At 58.1% G+C, this 15,389-nt stretch carries 12 protein-coding genes, 1 tRNA gene and 7 pseudogenes; 15 read left to right on the forward strand and 5 right to left on the reverse strand.

The annotated features are described in order from the left end of the window. The first annotated feature begins 16 nt into the window (after positions 1–16). The 9 genes and pseudogenes from ML_RS05840 (at position 17) to ML_RS05875 (ending at position 6,889) form a co-directional block, all read left to right on the forward strand. Positions 17–1,084 carry a P1 family peptidase gene (locus ML_RS05840; protein WP_041323793.1) on the forward strand — a complete coding sequence of 356 codons (1,068 nt, stop codon included), beginning with the start codon at positions 17–19 and terminating at the stop codon, positions 1,082–1,084. A gap of 36 nt (positions 1,085–1,120) precedes the next feature. Beyond that, positions 1,121–1,225 (forward strand): hypothetical protein, encoded by a 105-nt coding sequence (locus ML_RS18865; RefSeq protein WP_269147091.1) that lies wholly within the window; start codon positions 1,121–1,123, stop codon positions 1,223–1,225. A gap of 332 nt (positions 1,226–1,557) precedes the next feature. Beyond that, positions 1,558–1,835: pseudogene (locus ML_RS15675) on the forward strand (MoaD/ThiS family protein). An 8-nt stretch (positions 1,836–1,843) separates the two neighbouring features. Beyond that, a pseudogene (locus tag ML_RS05850) lies at positions 1,844–2,845 on the forward strand (PLP-dependent cysteine synthase family protein). A gap of 130 nt (positions 2,846–2,975) precedes the next feature. Beyond that, complete coding sequence (locus ML_RS05855; protein WP_172591907.1) at positions 2,976–3,653, forward strand: rhomboid family protein; 678 nt, start codon at positions 2,976–2,978, stop codon at positions 3,651–3,653. Next, positions 3,650–4,468 (forward strand): glutamate racemase, encoded by an 819-nt coding sequence (murI, locus tag ML_RS05860; RefSeq protein ID WP_010908178.1) that lies wholly within the window; start codon positions 3,650–3,652, stop codon positions 4,466–4,468. Before ML_RS05855 ends, murI begins: the two co-directional genes overlap by 4 nt. 72 nt (positions 4,469–4,540) lie before the next feature. Next, positions 4,541–5,323, forward strand: coding sequence for a cyclic nucleotide-degrading phosphodiesterase (locus tag ML_RS05865; protein WP_010908179.1), 783 nt, complete (start codon positions 4,541–4,543; stop codon positions 5,321–5,323). Between the two features lie 89 nt (positions 5,324–5,412). Beyond that, positions 5,413–6,192, forward strand: a complete 780-nt coding sequence (gene rph / locus ML_RS05870) for a ribonuclease PH (RefSeq protein ID WP_010908180.1) — start codon at positions 5,413–5,415, stop codon at positions 6,190–6,192. Positions 6,193–6,262: 70 nt separating this feature from the next. Then, positions 6,263–6,889 (forward strand): non-canonical purine NTP pyrophosphatase, encoded by a 627-nt coding sequence (locus ML_RS05875; RefSeq protein ID WP_162618243.1) that lies wholly within the window; start codon positions 6,263–6,265, stop codon positions 6,887–6,889. A gap of 40 nt (positions 6,890–6,929) precedes the next feature. On the opposite strand, the gene ML_RS05880 is transcribed toward ML_RS05875, so the two are convergent. Both ML_RS05880 and ML_RS05885 read right to left on the reverse strand, forming a co-directional pair. After that, positions 6,930–7,289: a DUF3817 domain-containing protein gene (locus tag ML_RS05880; RefSeq protein ID WP_010908182.1), complete on the reverse strand. Its 360-nt coding sequence runs from the start codon at positions 7,287–7,289 to the stop codon at positions 6,930–6,932. Continuing rightward, positions 7,286–7,666: a lipoprotein gene (locus tag ML_RS05885; protein WP_010908183.1), complete on the reverse strand. Its 381-nt coding sequence runs from the start codon at positions 7,664–7,666 to the stop codon at positions 7,286–7,288. Before ML_RS05885 ends, ML_RS05880 begins: the two co-directional genes overlap by 4 nt. Before the next feature lie 854 nt (positions 7,667–8,520). Here ML_RS05885 and ML_RS05890 point away from each other — a divergent pair. After that, a tRNA-Leu gene (locus ML_RS05890) sits at positions 8,521–8,603 on the forward strand. 287 nt (positions 8,604–8,890) lie between these two features. On the opposite strand, the gene ML_RS05895 is transcribed toward ML_RS05890, so the two are convergent. Then, positions 8,891–9,055 (reverse strand): hypothetical protein, encoded by a 165-nt coding sequence (locus ML_RS05895; RefSeq protein WP_156511836.1) that lies wholly within the window; start codon positions 9,053–9,055, stop codon positions 8,891–8,893. Positions 9,056–9,382: 327 nt separating this feature from the next. Between ML_RS05895 and ML_RS15680 the strand changes: the two are divergent. The 5 pseudogenes from ML_RS15680 to ML_RS15690 form a co-directional block, all read left to right on the forward strand. Then, positions 9,383–10,182, forward strand: a pseudogene (locus tag ML_RS15680) (SDR family NAD(P)-dependent oxidoreductase). Continuing rightward, positions 10,183–10,317, forward strand: a pseudogene (locus ML_RS05905) (acetyl-CoA C-acyltransferase); the annotation flags it as partial. 1,212 nt (positions 10,318–11,529) lie between these two features. Further along, a pseudogene (locus ML_RS15685) lies at positions 11,530–12,764 on the forward strand (acyl-CoA dehydrogenase family protein). Between the two features lie 3 nt (positions 12,765–12,767). Next, a pseudogene (locus ML_RS05920) lies at positions 12,768–13,427 on the forward strand (GntR family transcriptional regulator). Then, a pseudogene (locus ML_RS15690) lies at positions 13,379–13,758 on the forward strand (acyl-CoA dehydrogenase); the annotation flags it as partial. The pseudogenes ML_RS05920 and ML_RS15690, both read left to right, overlap by 49 nt. A 986-nt stretch (positions 13,759–14,744) precedes the next feature. Here the strand turns inward: ML_RS15690 and ML_RS05930 are convergent. After that, entirely contained in the window at positions 14,745–15,032 is a 288-nt protein-coding gene (locus ML_RS05930; RefSeq protein WP_010908100.1) for a WXG100 family type VII secretion target, read from the reverse strand. A gap of 51 nt (positions 15,033–15,083) precedes the next feature. Then, positions 15,084–15,386 carry a WXG100 family type VII secretion target gene (locus ML_RS05935; RefSeq protein WP_010908099.1) on the reverse strand — a complete coding sequence of 101 codons (303 nt, stop codon included), beginning with the start codon at positions 15,384–15,386 and terminating at the stop codon, positions 15,084–15,086. Positions 15,387–15,389: the final 3 nt, after the last annotated feature.

Below are 15,389 nucleotides of genomic sequence, written 5' to 3' on the forward strand. Positions count from 1 at the left end.
CTTGATGGCAGCGCCGATGAACTCCATAACCGACATTTCGGGTATCCAGGTTGGCCACTACCACAGGCTTGATCCTGATGCGTCCCTTGGTGCGGGTTGGGCGTGTGGTGTGACTGTTGTGCTGACACCGCCTGGGACGGTTGGCGCGGTCGATTGCCGGGGTGGGGTGCCAGGCACCCGGGAGACCGATTTGCTTGATCCAGCCAACAGTGTGCGGTTCGTTGATGCGGTGTTGCTCGCCGGCGGTAGCGCCTACGGTCTGGCAGCCGCCGATGGCGTCATGCGCTGGCTGGAGGAACACGAGCGCGGCGTGGTGATGCTCGGCGGAGTGGTGCCCATCGTGCCGGGTGCGGTGATTTTCGATTTGTCAGTCGGTGACTTTCATTGCCGACCGACAGCGGAATTCGGCTATTTGGCTTGTCAAGCCGCTTACGATGCCGCTGTTGGTGGTCAAGATGCCACCGTGGCTGTCGGGACGGTGGGTGCCGGGGTGGGGGCCCGCGCTGGCGTGCTTAAGGGTGGTGTCGGCACCGCGTCGATCACACTGGAGTCGGGGCCGACGGTGGGCGCGGTGGTCGTGGTGAACTCCGTGGGCGATGTCGTCGACCGCGCCACTGGTCTGCCCTGGATGACAGATCTGATCGACGAGTTCGCTCTGCGACCACCCTCGCCCGAGCAGATCGCCGGGTTTGCACAGCTAAAGTCCCCGTTGAGCGCGCTGAACACGACGATCGGCGTGGTAGCGACCGATGCCACGCTGAGCCCGGCGGCGTGCCAGCGTGTCGCAATGGCCGCTCAGGACGGCCTGGCCCGAACTATCCGTCCAGCGCACACTGCGCTGGACGGTGACACGGTGTTCGCACTGGCCACCGGAGCGGTCGAAGCCACAGCGACGGCTGATGTACCCGTCGCGATGTCGCCGGAGACGGGCCTGATCACTGAGGTCGGTGCGGCTGCGGACGACTGTTTGGCTCGTGCAGTGCTGGTTGCGGTGCTGGCTGCCGAGTCGGTCGCTGGAATACCGACTTACTGCGGCATGTTTCCTGGAGCGTTCGGGACCACAATCGGAGGGGGCAACCGTTGACGTGGTGGTGATTCGTGCTGACTGGTGGAGGCGATAGTGTCCCACGCACGTCGCGACCACCCTGACGAAGCGTGTGGGGTGCTGGTCGGTCTCGAGGGTTTCGATCGCCCCCAAGCGCCACATCTCAATGGTCAACGCTGAGCGGTCGTCGACGTTCTACTGATTCGATGCGCAAAAGCAGCTCCACGTGTGGCGGTCGATAGAGGACACAGGTAAGGCTGCCGTCGTCATCTATACACTCACATATCGAGATCTAGCGGGTATGCCAGCCGTACGAATGTCAACCTAGCCGCTGGCCGGGACGTAAATTGTGTAGTTTTTAATTGTCTACCCGCGACCCAGACAGTCACGAGCTGCCTAGGTTCTAGTACCGCCGTCGTCATCGAGGGATCCATCATTATAACGTACGAACAGTACTGAATACCCCCCGAAAAGGTTCTCCACGATTCCGAGAAAGGCTCACATGAGCGTCACTGGAGTTTTACACTCTAACCCCGATTAGCCTGCGACCCCACATCGGTGTCCAGAAGCGCGTATCTGCCAGCGGCGACACACTAGGGTGGTCATTATTTAGTGGCCTAGAGTACAACTACTCGAGTATCGCCAAGCTCCTGGTTGATAACGGGAAGTTACAGCTGCTTCGTGAACATCTATGTCAACGACGAGGACGTGCGGTTTTCCGGCAACTTACGCACTGCGTTAGTCTACGGGTGATTCGGTCACCATCTTGCTTGCTGTGGCAGGTGGGTGAGCTGGAGTATACGAAGCGTATATGACTCGTTGTTGCAGGCCCTGGGCAATACACCAGTGGTTGGTTTGCTACGGCTGTCGTCACGAGTCCTGTGGGGCGCACGAGCCGCATGTGCTGCTGTGGGCGAAGCTTAAGCCGCAACCTTACTGGGTTGACTAAACTAAAACTAAGGAGTGGCTGGCGTTGCGGATGATCTAGCAGGCCGAAGACGACAGGCTGCTGGCGCCGGGTGCGACTAGACTCAAGCCTACTTAATCATGGTAGCATTGGTATATAACTGGCGATGGCAGCTCGGCTCAAGAGTTATAAGCTGATGGGTGTGAGGCCCGAAAACACGTCGGTCGAGCGCCATCGGCTGTTAGAGTTCTATGGTGAGCAGATAGTTTTCTCGCCAACAAAGGGCGGATCCAACATTGCGGTAGCCGCCGCCAAAGAGGCTGGCCGTTGCTAATCCATTGTGGGGAGGCTGTGTCAGTACGGCAATTCGGCCAACATCGACTACCACTACCGTAGCAACTACCCGAGTTGCTTGCTGACCTGCCCGAAATAACCCATTACGTCGCCGGCCTAGGCGCCACGGGTACAGTGATGGTTACTAGTGGATTTCTGCGTGAGCATGTTTCTGGCGTCAAGATCGTGGCCGCCGAACCCCGCTACAACGAGACAACGAGGGGGTATATGCGCTGCGGAACATTGATGAAGGATTTGTTCCCGAGCTATACGACCCGGACGTGCTGACCATCCGATACTCGGTGGGCGCCTCCGACGCTGTGTGTCGTACCCGAAACTAGTGGATTCCGAAGGCATCTTTGCTGGCCTCTCAACTCAACCGGTGCGGTGCTGCATGTCGCTTTCGCGATGGAATCCGTGGTGCTAGCGGCTGGTGAACGCGCTGACGTCGCGTTGGTGGTTGCCGATGTCGGCTGGAAATATCGGTCCACCGGGCGGCCCTACCCCGGTAGCCTGGCGATGAGGCTGAGGACGCCCTGGACGGGCAGTTATGGGCATGACCCGTGCCGGCCGACGATGCAGAGCGAAGCGATGATAATGGAGTGACGCTCAATGACCCCAACCGGCGACTGGTATAAAGGAGGTGATGAGGTGGGGGCACCATCCGCTTGCGGGGGAGGATCGGCGCTCATGACCCTGCCGGAGAAAAACCTGGGCTATAAACCGGAGACCGAGACAAACAGGCGTCTGCGGTGGATGGTGGGTGGGGTCACGATCCTCACCTTTATGGCGTTGCTTTACCTCGTCGAGTTGATTGATCAACTGACGCGGCATTCCCTGGATAACAATGGGATTAGGCTGTTGAAAACTGACGTCCTGTGGGGGATCAGCTTCGCGCCTGTGCTGCATGCCAACTGGCAACATCTCGTGGCCAATACGATCCCGCTCCTGGTACTGGGGTTTCTGATAGCACTAGCCGGATTGTCCCGGTTCATTTGGGTCACCGCGATGGTATGGATCTTTGGCGGCTCTGCCACCTGGCTTATCGGCAATATGGGCAGCAGCTTCGGCCCGACCGACCACATCGGTGTCTCCGGTCTGATCTTCGGCTGGCTGGCTTTCTTGCTGGTGTTCGGGCTGTTCGTCCGCAGGGGGTGGGACATCATCGGGTGCATGGTCTTATTCGCATACGGCGGTGTGCTGTTGGGCGTCATGCCGGTGCTCGGCAGATGCGGTGGTGTGTCGTGGCAGGGTCATTTGTGTGGCGCGATCTCAGGTGTCGTGGCCGCATATCTGTTGTCCGCGCCGGAACGTAAGACCCGCGCGCTCAAAGAAGCCGGCACCGATTCGCCGCGTCTGAAGACATGAGCTCGCCGCTGTTGCCCGTTGGGGTCTTTGACTCCGGCGTCGGCGGCTTGACAGTCGCGCGGGCGATCATCGACCAGCTGCCTGACGAGGATATTGTGTATGTGGGTGACACCGGCAACGGCCCGTACGGACCGCTCTCTATCCCTGAGATTCGTGCGCACGCGTTGGCTATCTGTGACGACCTAGTAGGCCGCGGCGTAAAGATACTGGTGATTGCATGCAACACGGCGTCTGCAGCGTGCCTGCGAGACGCTCGTGAGCGCTACGATGTGCCCGTAGTCGAGGTCATTTTGCCGGCAGTGCGCCGCGCGGTTGCCGCCACCCGCAACGGCCGCATTGGGGTCATCGGCACCCGGGCCACCATAGCCTCGCACGCGTACCAAGATGCGTTTGCTGCTGCCCGCGACACCGAGATCACCGCGGTGGCGTGCCCACGCTTTGTCGACTTCGTCGAGTGCGGTGTGACCAGCGGTCGTCAGGTGCTCGGACTGGCTGAAGGGTATCTGGAGCCGCTGCAGCGTTCCGGGGTTGACACGCTGGTGTTGGGTTGCACACACTACCCACTGCTGGCTGGACTGATTCAACTGGCGATGGGAGAAAACGTCACGCTGGTCTCCAGCGCCGAGGAGACCGCCAAGGAAGTGCTGCGGGTGCTTACCGAAAGAGACCTGTTGCGTCGACATGACGCGCCGCCCGTTAACCGGGTTTTCGAAGCTACCGGTGACCCCGAAGCGTTCATTCAGTTGGCTGCGCGATTTCTCGGTCCAGCGGTGAGTGGTGTTCAACCTGCGCGACTTCATTCTCGTGTCCGTTAGATGAGTGCAAGAGATTCTGATCACCTTAATGGGCAATGTTTTCCTCATCCTGGTATCGGGCATGGCACAGTAGTGACCGTGCGCATAACCGTGCTCGGCTGCTCCGGCAGTGTCGTGGGGCCGGATTCGCCTGCGTCGGGTTATCTGCTACGAGCCCCGGACACCCCGCCGCTGGTTCTTGACTTCGGTGGGGGAGTGCTCGGTGCGCTGCAGCGACACGCGGATCCTGGCTCGGTGCATGTGCTGTTGTCACATCTGCACGCTGACCACTGCTTGGACATGCCCGGACTGTTCGTGTGGCGTCGCTATCATCCGACACGCCCGGTGGGCAAGGCGCTGCTATATGGCCCGGACGATACCTGGTTGCGGTTGGGGGCGGCGTCGTCACCGTACGGCGGCGAGATCGACGATTGCTCTGATATCTTCGATGTTCGCCATTGGGTCGACGGTGAACCGGTGCCCCTGGGAGCGCTGATGATAATGCCGCGGCTGGTGGCTCATCCAACGGAATCCTACGGCTTGCGTATCACCGATCCCAGCGGTGCGTCGTTGGTCTACAGCGGTGACACTGGTAGCTGCGACCAACTTGTCGAACTGGCTCGGGGTGCGGATGTCTTCCTCTGCGAAGCATCCTGGACACACTCGCCGGACAGACCGCCGAATCTGCATCTGTCGGGCACCGAGGCTGGCAGGGCGGCGGCACAAGCAAGTGTCCGTGAGCTGTTGCTAACGCATATCCCGCCTTGGACGTCACGTGAGGACGTTATTAGTGAGGCCAAAGCGGAATTCGATGGTCCGGTGCACGCGGTGGTGTCCGGTGAGACCTTCGATATCCAAGCTCCCGAACGAGTCTGAGCTGGCTTACGGCTTGTCGCAGGTTGCTTGCCTGCTTCTTGCGCGGACGCCGTGAAGGCGCGCCACCCTCGGCGGGCTAGGGTTGCTGCGTGTCCACACGAGCAGACGGTCGTCTTGATGACGAACTTCGCGCGGTGGTCATCACTCGCGGGTTCACCGAACATCCGGCGGGTTCGGTGCTTATCGAATTCGGTCACACAAAAGTCATGTGCACCGCTAGTCCCACCGAGGGAGTGCCGCGCTGGCGGAAGGGATCGGGTAAGGGGTGGCTCACCGCCGAGTACGCGATGCTGCCGTCGGCCACCCATACTCGTTCGGAACGCGAATCGGTGAAAGGTCGGCTCAGCGGGCGCACACAGGAGATCAGCCGGCTGATCGGGCGGTCATTGCGGGCGTGCATCGATCTGGCGGCGCTCGGGGAGAACACCATCGCCGTCGACTGCGACGTGTTGCAAGCCGACGGTGGTACTCGCACTGCGGCTGTCACCGGCGCCTACGTGGCGTTGGCCGACGCGGTGACTTACCTGTCGGCTGCAGGCAGGTTATTAGATCCCAGGCCGTTATCGTGTGCCATCGCTGCGGTCAGCGTTGGCGTGGTCGACGGCAGGATTCGGGTAGACCTGTCCTACGAGGAAGACTCGCGGGCCGAGGTCGACATGAACGTCATCGCGACCGACACCGGGACGCTGGTGGAGATTCAGGGGACTGGTGAGGGCGCCACGTTCCCGCGTTCGACGCTGGACAAGCTTCTTGATATGGCACTGGGTGCTTGCGACAAGTTATTCGTTGCACAGCGCGATGCGTTGGCGCTGCCGTATCAGGGTATGTCCCCTGAGGGACCGCCACCGCCGAAGGCGTTCGGCAGCTGAGTGTGCCGGCGACGATGCAGAGCGGAGTGATGATGTGGGGGTATCTCCCAGCCGTGAAGCGGCGAGAGGGGTGGCGCTTGTGACCAAGCTATTGGTCGCTAGCCGTAACTGGAAGAAGCTGGCAGAATTGCGCCGTGTGCTCGACAATGCCGGGTTGTCGGGGTTGACGCTGGTATCGCTGAACGACGTGGTGCCGTTCGATGAGGCCCCGGAAGCCGGCGCCACTTTCGAGGACAACGCGTTGGCCAAGGCACGCGATGCGTTTGCAGCCACGGGTTTGGCGAGTGTGGCCGACGACTCGGGTTTGGAGGCGGCTGCGCTGGGTGGCATGCCAGGGGTGCTGTCAGCGCGTTGGTCGGGTAGTTACGGCGACGACGCCGGCAACACCGCGCTATTGCTGGCTCAATTGTGTGATGTGCCTGACGAGCGGCGCAGCGCGGCATTCGTGTCGGCCTGTGCGCTGGTCTCGGAGTCCGACGAAGTCGTCGTCCGAGGGGTGTGGCCGGGCACGATTGCCAGGGAGCCGCGCGGTTACGGTGGGTTTGGCTATGATTCGATCTTCATTCCTGACGGTCCTGGCCTGGGAGGCCGCACAGTGGCTCAATTAAGGCCGGCGGAAAAGGATGCGTTCTCGCATCGCTTCCGTGCGTTAACGTTGCTGATGCCTGCGCTGCGTGTTCTTGCCATGCGAACGTGAAGCTGGCCGCGATGCGAGAACGAGTGTGCGGCCAGGCGCTTCACGTTCGACTGTGTCTAAGCCCGAAGCGCGTCTTGACGTCTTTGGTTTGGAAGTGCTCGACGATGATGCCCAGCAGCGGGACGGTGCCGGCCAGCAGCACACCGACCGTTTTGCCGATCGGCCATCTGACCTTGATGGCGAGGTTGAACGCGGTCAACACGTAGACGAAATACACCCAGCCGTGCACCACTTCGATCCACCGGATTTCGTGGTGGAAGACGAGGTGCGAGACGATCTCGTAGCACAGTGCGATGAGCCAGATCCCCGTTGTCCACGCCATGATTCGGTAGCCGAGTAGCGCGGTGCGGCTCTTCTCAAAATCAAAGTCGGGTGCTTGGGGTGTCTCGGGTCTGGTCATGTGGTGGTCCTGTTATGGTTTTCGGCGTCTTGCTTTGCCAGCTCGGCCAGGTAGGTGTTGTACTTCCGGAGGGCGGGGTCATCGGGTGGCTGCTGCTCGGGCTTGGGGCGAGCGGGCAGCAGTTCGGGTGGAATTTCGGCTATGCAGTTCATGTGCCGTGGCTGTGGGGGTGACTCTTCGTAGCGCACGAAGTTGTGGTATGTGTAAAGGCAGAATCCGGCGAACAGCGGCCACTGTAAAGCGTAGCCCAGATTCTGGAAAGTTCCCGAGGCTGACTGAAACCTGGTCCACTGCCACCAGCCCAGGGCCAGGCAGCCACAGGCCGCAATGGTCACCAAAGCAACTAGTGCGGGCCTCCGACGACGTGTAGTGGACACCCCTTGACGGTACGCTCACGATTTGGACCCGGTGAATTGATCGCGGCGCGCCACTGCGGTCTTGCGGTAGATGGCGACGGCATACTTGTCCGGCCGAGTCCACCGTATTCTTAAGGTTATCGAGTGCTGCGCAGAGCAGTCCACTGATATCGTAGGATTGGTTTGATGATGTGGTATTGCCTGCGTCGGACACCATGATTATTGGCGATAACACGGTACCGGTTGCTATCGATTTAAGTCGCGAATGAGTTCTTCCGTTGCTTGTGTGGCGATTAGTTCTTGCCAGAGCTCCAAACCGAATCGATCTCAAATAGTTTCTTGCCGGGACTATGCTGAGGCAGCAAACAGGGTCACTAGTTTTAATAGAGTGAAACCTCGATGCAATCGTCGGAACGACGTAGCATCTTCGTTCGCTGTCCCGGTGTCAGGAGGTCGATCGCCTGGCAGCAGCGGTCGATGATCCCGGGTATTTTCGTCAAGAGCGATCCTGAGCCGCTAGACACGGCCGCTCCATGAGGTGCAGTCATAGCTGAAATTAGGTGCCGAGGAGATAACAATACGTCGTTAATTGGGAGGGCGTTGAAGTATATGGTCAATACCGCATGGTGACGATGCGCTCGGGCGCGTTGGTCGAATTGGTCTGGGATCCCACCAGATCCAAACAGTCTTTCGGAGTATGTTGGTCCGTCGGGCTATCGCGCAGTCGTTGAAGCCGTTGGCGACGGGTAGCGGAACGGCTTCGAATTATTGTGCCGATCGCATCTGTGTGTTCCTTGCACCGACCATAATGAACCCAAGGTGGGAGGGCTGTCTACGGGTTCGTCGGTGAGCGGACCGGTACCATTGGCAGGCTCGCGGGCGTGATGGAATGGCAGACATGCCGGCTTTAGGTGCCGGTGCTTGAAAGAGCGTGAGGGTTCGACTCCCTCCGCCCGCACTCTTCAGCTGAACAGGCCGCGGTGTTGTTCCACGTAGAGCTGCACTGTCTGTGCGGGATGGCCGGTGGTGTCTTCAACATCGTAGGTTGAGCGGCGATAGCGGTCTTCGCGGTGCAGTTTGGCCGTGGTGGCGATGTGTTGTCGCACATGCTGGGGCCGGCTAATTTATAGCTTATCAAGAAGCGCTAGCCGCTCGTTGTCGGACGGCTAAACGGTGCTGATGGGTCGGCCCAGGGCTTGTGTGTGTTGCTTTGCCAGCTCATCGATGTCCAGCGTCGTCAGCCAGTCAATTCATAGACCACGCCCAGATGATTCGTGGGGTGTGCACCGCGGTGACGATGTCGCTGGATGCGACGGGCGAGGTGCGGTTGGCTCCGAACGGTAGGGGCAGTTGGTCGCTTTCCCGGACTGAGCGCGCGGCCACTAGGGCGAAGAACGGGTTCTTGAGCAAGATAGTCGGCCTGATGTGTATGTGTGGGGAATTTTAGCAGCTGACGAGGTGTTAAGCGAAGACGATTCCTCGAATCCGTCCAGAACTTTGGTCGTGGTGTCCCTGATGAGACCGTAGTCTTCGATGTAAGTCGGCGGTGCGCACAACCGCGTCCTGGGCAAGGATTTGCTGGAACTCCTCGCCAGAGATTGATTCTGAGGACTTCTGCGGTGGTTATTGGCTAACGCTCCTCGCTGATGTCGGCCCGGCTCGAATCTTCGGCTCTACCGAAACCTTACCTGGTATTTGTCGAGCGCCCTGAAAAGCAATAGTGGTTAGGGATGTGGGATACAGGTGGCGTTGCTAAGTGATTGGATCACGGTGGTCACAGGCGGTGCACAAGATCTGGGTCTGGCCATTGTCGAGTGGCGCGTTGTGGAGGGCGCGGGTGGTGCTCGGTGGGAGGACCTTGAGACAACCTGGAGTTGCGACGAAACAATTGGGTGGTGCAGATGTTGCCTTAGCGGTGTTGTGCAAGTAGCAAGTAATTCGTGCAGCCGACGTCGACGTCCTATCCTCGTGCGGACGGCCGTCGAATAGTTTCGGTGGAGGTGGACATCATGGCTAACGCCGTCGGGATCACCCGCGTTACGGTGGTGCGCAAGATGACTGAAGAGCAAGTCGACGCGGTCATTGTTGGTGCATCTGACGGGGGACTTGAAACGGTGCCAGGATGGTGGCAGCGATCATGCGGGGGTAACAACGTGGCGTAATTGTGACCATCTTGTAGGTGTCTGGCATGGCCGGTCAGACCAATTATTCGGCGGTTAAGGCTGGGAATGGTGATGACCAAGGCTGGGGTTAAAGAGCTTGCTTAAGCTAGGTGTTCGGGTGAACGCGATCGCTCCTGGGATGATCCGCTCGGTCATGACCGAAGCAATGCCGCAATGTATTTGGGCCGCTAAAGTGGCGGAGGTTACAGTGAGGTGAGCTGGGGAGCCTAGCAAAGTGGCCAATGCCGCTCTAGTGTTTTTATTTTCGATCTGTCATTGCATATGCCCGGAACTGTTATGGGAAGTCACTGGCGTTCTACACATCTGAAACCAGGAGAGTGGCTATGCGCCAAGTTGTTATTTATTGAAACCTAGCAAGTATTTGCGGTGATGCGACAGTGGAGTTTCGTTGCCGTCGAACGGGAACGAACTAATATGCACGGTTAGGAAATCTCACTAGGTCACCCCGTGGGTGTTACCGGTGGCAGGGTGTTAATCACCTTGATGCGCTAACTCGATTGTCGTCAGGAATGTTATGGGTTGGAGGCTATGTGCAATCGGCAGCGTCGCGATCTTCGAATGGTTTGCGTCAACATGAATGGCCCTGGGTTGCCGCTGATCGGTGTCAGCGTTGTTAGGGTGTCAATTTTTGTCTTCGCACCTTTGTGTGCTGCAATGTTCAGCCAGCTTGGCGCGGTGATCCGTGTGAATCTGATCAGCGATGCCTCCGACGTACATCGCTGGCCGATGGCGACAGACGGTACGTCGATTTACTGTCCTGATCAAGAGAAAGCGTTCGGACACGATCGATCTGCTTTCGACCGAAGGGTAACAGCTCGTCCAGCTGCTGGTCGTCGAGGGGGACGACATCGTCGTCACCAACGTCGTTAGCTTGGCCAGGGTAGGCCATGATTGCTTGGCTGCCAAGCGTTCCGATGTCGTTGATGTTTCACCTTGCTTGGGTGCGTCTGCGGTGCCACCGGTGTGGATTACACCGTGAACGCGAATGTCGGATTCCCGCTCGTCACCGGCCCGGCCAATCATGACTGGGCCTATCCAGCCATGTGTTACCGGTCTGGGATGTGTGTTGTGGCATCTACGCTGTGCTGGCCGTCGTGGTCGCTGTCCGCTGCCGTGACCAATCTGGGGTAGGTGTACACATCAGTCTGGCACTGGAGGATGTCGCGCTGGCCACTGCTAGACACTTCGGGTTATTGACACTGAGTACGCAACGCCCACGTTTCGACAACGCCATCTACGGCCATTACGGTCATGATTGCATATGATTGTATTCAGTCGTGATGGGACAGCGTTCATAATTGCCGGGTTGACCGGGAGGAGCTTTCGCGACTTGGTTTAGGTAATCGGAATAGGGGTAGCAGTGGCTGCGCTTGCCACGGTGCTCCGTGTTGACTTTGACGACCAAGGCGTCCGGAGTATCGGTATCTTGAAGTGTTCTCCGGCTTGCTTGCGACCTAGTCGAGCCAATTACACAGACGAAGATATCACACACCGTGTTGTTGGAACCACTGTTCTGTTTGAGCGATACCGCACGTTCGCAGAGGTTGCCGATGACGAGCGGGTAATTTGCAATCTGTTGTTCCCCGGTTACACAGCCTGGTGTCGGAGAGTGTTTCGCCCTCGGGATGTCGGTCGCGTTCGACGGTACTCATCCCGCTAGCACGCTCGCCCCGGATAGATGTCCTCACCAACTGTTTGAGCTTGACCAACGCCGACATCACGCGCTTTTTAAGTGCTAGAACGATCGTTGGCTGGGTTGCGGTAAGGAAATTCGTCGACAAGGACAAGGAAGTCATTCTCAACGCGCCGTAACGAAATGCGGTGACGCCTATGCGCAGGACATCATCGATCGGATACGGGATATGGGTCCTGTTCGGATTGATGATTACGCAGACTTACGGCGTCCTGGGGGAGTCGTTATTGACCTACTCGTTTACGCGTTGGGCGTTGAGGAGCTGGCGCGCGGCAGGATGAGTGTCTCTAAGGTGCTTAAACTCACTTAATTGTGGCTTACCTGTTGTGCCAGCACGGCACCCGAGGCTCAGAAGCAGCTTTTCCTGCAGCGTGCATCACGGACCGGCGAGTACAGAGGTGCGTTTTCAATGTCAGAGCCGGAGTCGGGTTCTGATCTTGCCGCGATCCGAATCCGCATGGGGCGTAACCTGGACGGCACCCTACACCATTCAACGGCCAGAAGATGTGGCCGACTAACGGCGCTAATTTCACGTTGGTTGCCGTATTGGTGTGCACCGACGAAGGCCGCCGAGAAGCTGCACCGCAACCTCGCTGCGTTTCTCGTAGAAAAGCCAAACGTTTTCGGTGAAGTGGTGTCTGGGCTAACTATCTCCGGCAAGATCGACAAGCTGAGCTTATAAGGGCATCGACACCACGGAACTCATCTTCGATGGCTACCTAGCAAGCGTTGATGACATCCGTGGCGGCCCCACTCCGGGGCGGGGCTTCTTCCAGATGATGGCCAGTATCGAAGTCAGCCGCGTGAACGTGTCGGCAAGAACTTGTGGCGTCGGCATTCGTGCCTTCGCGCTCGCGGTGCACGACTTGTAATTAATAGTAGTTTAGTAGCGTCACACCTTCGGTAAGCCAATCGCAGAGCACCAGACCATCGTGTTACTGCTCACCGAAATGGTGATCAAAGTCAAAGCCATGCATCTGATGCTGGTCAACGTGGTACAGTTGAAAGATTCGGGTTGAGCAACGACTTAGCTTCCGGTATGGCTAAATACCTTGCTAACGAATTCTGTTCCGCAGTCTACCTAGCAGAGCGTCCGGATTCACGGCGGTTACTCTTACTTCAAGGACTACGAGACCGAGTGGTTGATGCGCTCGACGCTCCGTTCTTGCTCATCGGTGAAGGAAGCAGCGAAATCCAGAAGTCCATCATCAGCAAGCGGATTATCGGAGTGAATTGTGTGTGACCGGTGCCTGTTCTTGACTCAGGTGCGCGACCTCAACTGTCCGAGGACGTTGCGCGCTTTGTCCGCAAGAGGATCTTCGATGGTACTTACGTAGCAGGACAGTAGACCAATGGACCACGGATTAGGGGATAAACGTCACACTGGTTGTGAAGCGCTGTTTATTCTAAGTGCGCAAGGTTTGCTTGCCCAGCAACGGCGCCGCGGCTAACATCACCGACAGCCAACTGCTGGAACTCAAAAATATCCAGGACCAGCTGGAAGATGCTTATGTCGAAACCGGCGACGAGCGAACGGTTCCTCTCAATTTTCATCGGGGCATCAATGTTGCGATGGACTCGCTAAAATTTGCTCAGCTGATGTCGCAGATTACCCGCTACGCGCCTGAATTCGGTGTTCCCCATGATCGGGGACTGTCCTGACCAGTCTGAACTGGTACCATCACCCGGTTTTGTCTGCGCTAAAGAAACACGACGGCAAGATCGCCCGGGCTACAATGTCGGAAACCTTGCCGCCGCTGCTATTCCGTCCATTGACCACCTTGTTGCGCGTGGTGTGCTTGCTGAAGTGAGCTGTTCGTCATCTCGGCAGCGTCGGCGCAATACGGTTGAGTTGAGGTTTTTACGGAATTCGCTAAGAATTGCTACATGCTGGGGGTTTCTATAGCGACGCTGCAGGCCATTTAGTATCCGTTAGCGGATATAGCAATCACCGTCCAAAGCGGCTGTAATTTGGCCCGGCGCGCAGCTTGGTTCTTGGATAACGAACCCGACGAATAACCAGAGTTTGGCCGTTGTCGGTGTTCGCGTTCATGGCTGAGGAGGTCGTTAGGGCGGCGACGATGTCGCGGTTAATATCCAAGGCAGCTTGGGAGTTTTGGCGTAAGCCGCCGCCACGGCCTACCTGACCTAGTGTACGCCGGGGGTAGCCGTTGGCGGGCAGTGATCCAGGTTTCAGCGCCCAGCAGACTGCCGAGATTGTGGCTGCCCGTGAGAGCGCGTTACTTAACCGTACTGGTTTCCGTTACTTAACCGTACTGGTTTCAAGGAAGGAGCTTCGCTATGGATTTCTTTCGGATTCAGCTGTCCGACTAAGACCGCCTTTCACGACGAAGCGTGGAAGTGTATCGTCGCACACATGACCGAAGAAGTCAGGCGTCGAGACCGCTAGACGGAAGACAACTTTAATTAAAGGTCTGAATCTGACGTTCGGCACTGCGGGGGTATCTTGGCTGCGGGGTGGAAGCCAGCATCGTACGGCGGATTCAGCGGGATGCGGCGGCGTTAGATATAGTGCGCGGGCACACATGTCGTGGGTGGCCTGGGAACTACCGCTATGGTGGCGCTGTTTGGTGGTGAAGTAGTTCCGTTCGGTTTCGGTTGAGCTTCATGCCGAGGTGTTACCTGGGGTGTCGGCGGCCAAGTACGGATGTGCCTCTGCTATACTGAGCCCGAAGGCGGTTCGGATGTTGCCATTTGCAAAACCTGAGCAGTACGTGATGTTGGTAGCTGGCTGATTAACTGGTCGAAGATGTTGGCTACCATACTGTTGCGCACAACTGCTACTGATGCTCTCATCAGCGTTCTTGGTCACCAACACCTCATCCGGATGAAATATGACACTAGAGCTTGATCATGTTTCTGGTGCCGCAGCACTACTTGCCGGCCATCAAAATCCAGGGCATCCGTGCCAGGGCATCCGTGCTATCGACGGTGACCGGACCAACATCGTCTACTACAGCGACATCTGCGCCGACGACAGATATCGCCTCGGCCAGGCGTAAGTGGGCTGGACGGTGGTATGTGAGCCAACACCAAGCCTGGCGTCCTGCAAGTCGTGGCCGCACCCGACGGCTTGCAGGACACCTCAATCATGAGGCATCAGGTCAAGTTGGTAGCCGCAGTGGTCGACAACGCCACTTAAGCACCTGTGCCGATTCGCTACTCAACTAGTTTGAGCGAGCGGCTCTTAGGTAGTTTTACGTTAGGACCAAGCGGAACTGACAGAGCGGTCAGTGTCAGCCATGGAGGAGCTGGCGCGTTGCACCTTTTGGCCGTGAGAGTTGGCCTGCTCGTAAATCATCTGGAAGTTACGACCCAGGTCGGCTATGAACATTTCATGGGCAGTCGAACCTTGTCCGCCCCAAAACTCAGCGGCGTCCCGCACAGTGGCTAGAATGGCCTGGTGGGTGGTCTCCAACGCAGCCGCTTGAGCGCGGATAGCCGCTCCATGTGCGTCGATCTCCCCAAACTGGTAGTTAATGTTTCCCATTACTTTGTCTCCTCCTGCACTGAAAGTATTGATTAGCAGCGATTTTCGCAACTAGCTGCCAGAAAGGATTTTCCTCGAGTTCTCTTCTTGGTGCTCGTAGCGATCGGCGGCGGTACCCAGCTGGTCACGCACGTCCTGCAGCAGGGTCACTATGTGGCGAAACGCCTGATTTATCTGCCCCATGGTGTCGTGGGAGGTCAACTGGGCGGTCCCACTCCAGCCCGCACCAGCGATGTCCATCGAGGACATGAACATCTTGTGGGACTCGTCTCGCACGTTCTGGGCGTGCATGTCAAATTTGCGCGCCATGTCCCGCATCGCCTGTGGGTCGGTCATAAAATGTGCAGCTGTCATCCT

Source organism: Mycobacterium leprae TN (genome assembly GCF_000195855.1).
Classification (GTDB): domain Bacteria; phylum Actinomycetota; class Actinomycetes; order Mycobacteriales; family Mycobacteriaceae; genus Mycobacterium; species Mycobacterium leprae.